We start from the raw sequence: 5,770 nt of genomic DNA on the forward strand, positions 1-5,770 counted from the left end.
CCCTGTGCAATCGTCCAAAACAATCCAAACATTCGGATAATTCGAAGTGTTCCCAGCTAAACGGCGCATTTTCTACCGTTCGCGGGAAAAATCCTTTACCTGACGCGACCCTAACCGCGCCCGCGTTTGTGGGTGGTATCTTCGAAATCGGACGAAGGGGCGACCTATGCCGCCCCGAAGGGGGATTAGTTTTCCGGACGAAGGGGGAAACATGAAGTTCTTCATCGACACCGCCGACATCGACGAGATCAAGGAAGCCATGAGCTGGGGCTGCCTGGCCGGCGTCACCACCAACCCGTCGCTCTACGCCCGCACCGGCGGCAAGCTCGCCGACTTCGAGGGCCACATGCTCAAGATCGCTCAGATCTGCGAGGGACTGCCCGTCTCGGCCGAGTCCCAGGCAAAGACGACCGAGGGCATGATCGAGGACGGCCGCCGTCTTTCGGCCCTGGCTCCGAACATCGTCGTCAAGCTCCCCATCTGCGCCGAGTCCCTCGCCGCGACCCACACGCTGGCCGCCGAGGGCGTCCGCATCAACATGACGCTCGTCTTCAGCCCGACCCAGGCCCTGCTCGCCGCCAACGCCGGCGCTCGCTACATCAGCCCGTTCGTTGGCCGCTTCGACGACATCGCCGAGGACGGCATCCAGCAGCTCGCCAACGTCGTCGCCTGCATCCAGAACTATGACTGGTCCGGCAAGAACGTCGACGACCAGGTCGAGATCATCACCGCGAGCATCCGCACCCCGAACCACGTGACCCAGGCGGCCCTGCTGGGCGCCGACATCGCGACCGTCCCGTTCGGCGCGCTCAAGAAGTGCCTCAAGCACCCCCTGACCGACCAGGGCATGGCCAGCTTCGATGCCGACTGGGCCAAGGTCGTCGCGGCTCAGTAGCCCGGCCGACGCCGCGAGGCCGCGCAAAGAAGCCCCGAAGCGCTTCTTGCCCGCGCCCTTGCAAGAGTAAAGGTTTTTACTTGAATCTTCCGCGGCGGCGTTCCGACGTCGCCGCGGTGCTAAGTTTGGAACGTCTCAACCATACCGAGCCCAAGGAGGCACCATGACCGACCAGGAGCTGGCTCGCGTCGCCAACGAGGTCCGCAAGGGCATCGTCACCGGCGTGCACGCCGCCAAGGCGGGCCACCCCGGCGGGTCGCTGTCCATCGCGGACATCCTGACCTACCTCTACTTCGAGGACATGAACATCGACCCGGCCGACCCCCGCAAGGCCGACCGCGACCGCCTTGTCCTCTCTAAGGGCCACGCGGCCCCCGCGCTCTACTCCGTCCTCGCCAGCCGCGGTTACTTCCCGGTGGAGGAGCTCACCACGCTGCGCCACATCGGCAGCCGCCTGCAGGGCCACCCGAACATGAACGACACCCCCGGCGTGGACATGTCCACCGGTTCCCTCGGCCAGGGCATCAGCGCGGCAGTGGGCATGGCGCTCGCCGCCAAGCACTGGGGCGACGCCTACCGCACCTACGCGATCCTGGGCGACGGCGAGATCGAGGAGGGCCAGGTCTGGGAGGCCGTGATGTTCGCGGGCAACAAACAGCTGGACAACCTCTGCGTCGTCGTGGACCACAACCGCCTGCAGATCGACGGCACGAACGAGGAGGTCAACTCCCCGATGCCCATCGCGGACAAGTTCCGCGCCTTCAAGTTCAACGTGATCGAGCTCGCCGACGGCAACGACTTCGCGCAGATCCGCGAGGCGTTCCAGGCCGCCCGCGTCCACAAGGGTGAGCCCACCTGCATCGTGGCCGAGACGGTCAAGGGCAAGGGCGTGAGCTACATGGAGAACGCGGTCGGCTGGCACGGCAAGGCCCCCAACGACGAGCAGTACGCGCAGGCGATGGCCGAGCTCGAGGCCGCCGGGAAGGAGCTCTAATGGCAGATGTAAAGAAGGTCGCGACCCGCGCGAGCTACGGCGACGCGCTCGTGGAGCTCGGCAACGAGAAGGACGACTTCATCGTCCTCGACGCCGACCTCGCCGCCGCCACCCAGACCGGCCGCTTCAAGGCCGCCCACCCCGAGCGCTTCTACGACTGCGGCATCGCCGAGTCCAACATGGTCGGCATCGCCGCGGGCGTCGCAGCCGCCGGCAAGAAGGTCTTCTGCTCCACGTTCGCGATGTTCGCCGCCGGCCGCGCGTTCGAGCAGGTCCGCAACTCCATCGGCTACCCGCACCTCAACGTGAACATCTGCGCCACGCACGCCGGCATCTCGGTCGGCGAGGACGGCGCGACGCACCAGTGCAACGAGGACATCGCCCTCATGCGCACGATCCCCGGCATGACGGTTATCGTGCCGGCCGATGACACCGAGGCCAAGGCCGCCGTCCGCGCCGCCTACGAGTACGACGGCCCGGTCTACATGCGCCTCGGCCGCCTCGCCGTTCCCGTGATCAACGACCCCGCCACCTACAAGTTCGAGATGGGCAAGGGCGTCGTCCTGCGCGAGGGCGCCGACGTCACGATCGTGGCCACCGGCCTCATGGTCGCGGCAGCCCTCGAGGCCGCCGAGTCCCTCGCCGCCAAGGGCGTCGACGCCGAGGTCGTGAACATCCACACCGTGAAGCCGCTCGACGAGGAGCTCGTCCGCGCGTCCGCCCACAAGACCGGCCGCGTCGTCACCTGCGAGGAGCACTCCGTTATCGGCGGCCTCGGCGACGCCGTGCTCGCGGCGCTCGCGGCCGACCCGGTGCCCGTGCGCAAGGTCGGCGTGAACGACGTCTTCGGCGAGTCCGGCCCGGCCGTCGACCTGCTGGCCAAGTACGGCCTCGACGCCGCTGGCGTCGAGCGCCAGGTGCTGGACTTCCTGGGCAAGTAACCTTCCGGCCAACGCCGGGTTACAGCCGTTGCGAGCAGCGCCCGCCCCTCAAGTTGACGGGCGGGCGCTGCTCGCTTCTTGCTCTTCTCGTCGTGTGGGGAGGTTCTGCTTTATCAACCGTTACTTCAAGGCATTTGGGGCAGAAGCTGGCCTTTTGCTAAACTAGGCAACGCAACTGTCCGCTGTGAGCAAAAGGAAAAGGAACTTTCGTGGCCAATCACTTTCGCAGCACTGAGCGACAGGAGTCGGACGGCGAAGAGACGCTCTTCCAGCCCGAGCCGACTACGGCAGCCGTAACGCCGCAGGTCATCGACGACGCAGCCGTCGACGCCGTCCTGCACCCCGAGTCCGTCCAGGCGCCCGCCGTCCCCGCGGCCGACGCGCTCGACTCGGCCGCAGCCGAGGACCTCGCCGTGCACGCCGTCACCGCCTCCGAGCCCGCCGATCCCACCGATCAGCCGGGCTTCACGAGCGTCTTCGCGCCTCTCGCGAGCGACGACTCGCCCGCGGTCCCGCGCACCGGTGCGCCCACCGTGTCGTTCAAAAACGTTTCACTCATCTACCCGGCCCAGCCCAACAAGCCCGCTCTCGACGATGTCAGCCTCGACGTGTACCCCGGCGAGTTCGTCTTTGTCGTCGGCCACTCCGGCTCCGGCAAGTCCTCGCTCCTGCGCCTGATCACGCGCGAGCTCAAGGCCACCCACGGCCAGGTCATCGTCGGCGGCCAGGACCTTACCAAGATGCGCAACAAGAAGGTCCCGTATCTCCGTCGCCAGATCGGCACCGTCTACCAGGACTTCAAGCTCCTGCCCAACAAGACGGTCTACGAGAACGTCGCCTTCGCCCTCGAGTGCATCGGCAAGCCCCGTTCCGTCATCAAGGCCCAGGTCCCCGAGGTGCTCCGCCTCGTCGGCCTCGCCGAGCGCATGGACCACTTTCCCGACCAGCTCTCCGGTGGCGAGCAGCAGCGTGTCTCGGTCGCCCGCGCCATGGTCAACCGCCCGCCGCTGCTCGTGTGCGACGAGCCTACCGGCAACCTCGACCCGGCGATCTCGCTGGGCATCATGAAGCTGCTCGACCGAATCAACCGCGCCGGCACCACCATCGTCATGGCTACGCACGACCGCGAGATGGTCGACTCCATGCGTAAGCGCGTCATCGCCCTGGAGGCCGGCCATGTGGTCCGCGACCAGGAGAAGGGAGGCTACGGCTACTATGGCGCCCTCTAACATCGGTTACTCTTTCCGCGAGGTCGGTCAGCACTTCCGCCGCAACTGGACCACGGTCCTCGGCGCGGTCGTGACCATCTTCCTCTCGCTGTTCATCATCGGCGTCTTCGTCCTCGCCTCCGCCCTGATCAACAACATGATCGGCTCCGTCGAGAACGAGGTCACCATCCAGGCGTTCCTCTCCGATAGCGCCACCGAGGACCAGGTCCAGGCCTACATCCAGAAGGTCCGCGGCTGGGACAACGTCGAGTCCGTCGAGCTCCGCACCAAGGACGAGGCGCTCGAGCAGTACCAGAACCAGATGTCCAACCGCAACGCGAGCGACGCGATCACCGCCCTCGACGGCGAGAACCCCCTGCCCGCGTCGCTGGTCATCAAGCTCGACGACCCGCAGCAGGTCGAGGCCACCACGTCCAAGATCATTGACGACTCCGACTTCTCGCAGATCTGCGACTCCAAGGACAACCCGTCCGAGGACGTCAACTACGGCCGCGAGACCGTCGAGAAGCTCTTTAGCGTGACGACCTACATCCGCATCGCCGCGATCGTGCTCGTCGCCCTGCTAACCTTCGTCGCGTTCGTGTTCATCAACAACACGATTCGCCTCGCCATCACGGCCCGTCGCCGCGAGATCGGCATCATGCGCCTGGTCGGCGCGTCGAACAGCTTCATCCGCGGGCCGTTCCTGCTCGAGGGCACCCTCGAGGCCATCATCGGCGCGCTCCTGGCTATCGTGGTCCTCATCGCCGGCGTGAACGCGCTGCTGCCCAAGCTCGCCAGCAGCATGCAGTTCCTCTCGTTCGCGATCTCGACCAAGACCATGGTCGCCACCTCTGCCGCGCTGCTCGTGCTCGGCGTGGTCATCGGCCTCTTCGGCTCCGCGATCACCATGCGCCGCTACCTCAAGGTCTAGCCCGGCGCCCTGGCGACGCGCCCCGAACAAGCGCATACTTGCATCACCGACGGCCCCCGGCACCGGGGGCCGCTTTGTTTAGCACTTGGCCTCCGCGATTGGCGTCAGGGAAGAATCGCGGGGTTTCAACGATGCGGCAGGTGCCCGTGATTTTCCGGTGCAGGCCGCAGAACGGAGAGAGGCACATGGCGCGTAAGCGACCGCACAAGGGCAACAATCGCCGCGGGTCCACAAAGGGGCCGCGCAAGCAGCGCCGCACGATCACGGGAACGCTGCGCGTCCTGCGCCCAGGCTCGGCTGTGGTCGAGACCCCCGAGGGCACCTTCGAGGTCACGCGCTCGGGCATCCGCGAGGCCATGAGCGGCGATGAGGTCAGCGTGTTCCTCGTCGGCCCGAAGGGCGGCCGCGGCGGGGGAGGCCGCTCCGGCGCCCACGGAAACGGGCGCGGCGCCGCGGGCGGCGAGAAGCGCGCCGTCGTCGACTCCGTCGTCACGCGCGCGAACCACACGCTGCTCGGCCGCTTCGAGCTCGCCGGCCCGCTCGGCGCCGTTGTGCCCCTGGATAACCGCCTGTGCCACGACTTCTTCGTCGTTCCCGAGGACAAAAGCCCCGAGCGCCTGGGCGTCGCTCCCAGCGATGTCGTGGTGGCCCGGATCGTGGAGTACCCGACGCCCTACACCGCCGCCGTCGTGACCATCGACCGGCGCGCGGGCGCGGCCGCCGATCTCGACATGGACATCGAGTCCGTCATCGCGAGCCATGGCCTTGCCTGCGACTTCAGCCCCTCGACGCTCGAGC

The 5,770-nt window shown here is 66.9% G+C and carries 5 protein-coding genes and 1 pseudogene; all 6 read left to right on the forward strand.

Annotated features, from left to right (window positions below):
* The first annotated feature begins 211 nt into the window (after positions 1 to 211).
* Positions 212 to 895 (forward strand): transaldolase family protein, encoded by a 684-nt coding sequence (locus tag ACT84W_RS09160; protein WP_417576685.1) that lies wholly within the window; start codon positions 212 to 214, stop codon positions 893 to 895.
* Positions 896 to 1,058: 163 nt separating this feature from the next.
* A complete protein-coding gene (locus ACT84W_RS09165; RefSeq protein ID WP_444328986.1) occupies positions 1,059 to 1,889 on the forward strand; it encodes a transketolase in 831 nt (276 codons plus the stop codon).
* Positions 1,889 to 2,830, forward strand: a complete 942-nt coding sequence (locus ACT84W_RS09170) for a transketolase family protein (RefSeq protein ID WP_417576687.1) — start codon at positions 1,889 to 1,891, stop codon at positions 2,828 to 2,830. Before ACT84W_RS09165 ends, ACT84W_RS09170 begins: the two co-directional genes overlap by 1 nt.
* 209 nt (positions 2,831 to 3,039) lie before the next feature.
* Positions 3,040 to 4,059 (forward strand): cell division ATP-binding protein FtsE, encoded by a 1,020-nt coding sequence (gene ftsE, locus ACT84W_RS09175; protein WP_432290720.1) that lies wholly within the window; start codon positions 3,040 to 3,042, stop codon positions 4,057 to 4,059.
* Entirely contained in the window at positions 4,046 to 4,972 is a 927-nt protein-coding gene (gene ftsX / locus ACT84W_RS09180) for a permease-like cell division protein FtsX (RefSeq protein ID WP_444328987.1), read from the forward strand. The genes ftsE and ftsX overlap by 14 nt, the downstream gene beginning before the upstream one ends.
* Positions 4,973 to 5,157: 185 nt before the next feature.
* Positions 5,158 to 5,770 (forward strand): annotated as a pseudogene (locus ACT84W_RS09185) (3'-5' exonuclease); the annotation flags it as partial.

Source organism: Paratractidigestivibacter sp. (assembly GCF_052362415.1).
Lineage (GTDB): Bacteria > Actinomycetota > Coriobacteriia > Coriobacteriales > Atopobiaceae > Paratractidigestivibacter.

Coding starts and splice junctions, on each gene's coding strand:
- ftsX (WP_444328987.1), top strand. CDS start 4,046: ATGGCGCCCTCTAACATCGGTTACTCTTTCCGCGAGGTCGGTCAGCAC.
- ACT84W_RS09160 (WP_417576685.1), top strand. CDS start 212: ATGAAGTTCTTCATCGACACCGCCGACATCGACGAGATCAAGGAAGCC.
- ACT84W_RS09170 (WP_417576687.1), top strand. CDS start 1,889: ATGGCAGATGTAAAGAAGGTCGCGACCCGCGCGAGCTACGGCGACGCG.
- ACT84W_RS09165 (WP_444328986.1), top strand. CDS start 1,059: ATGACCGACCAGGAGCTGGCTCGCGTCGCCAACGAGGTCCGCAAGGGC.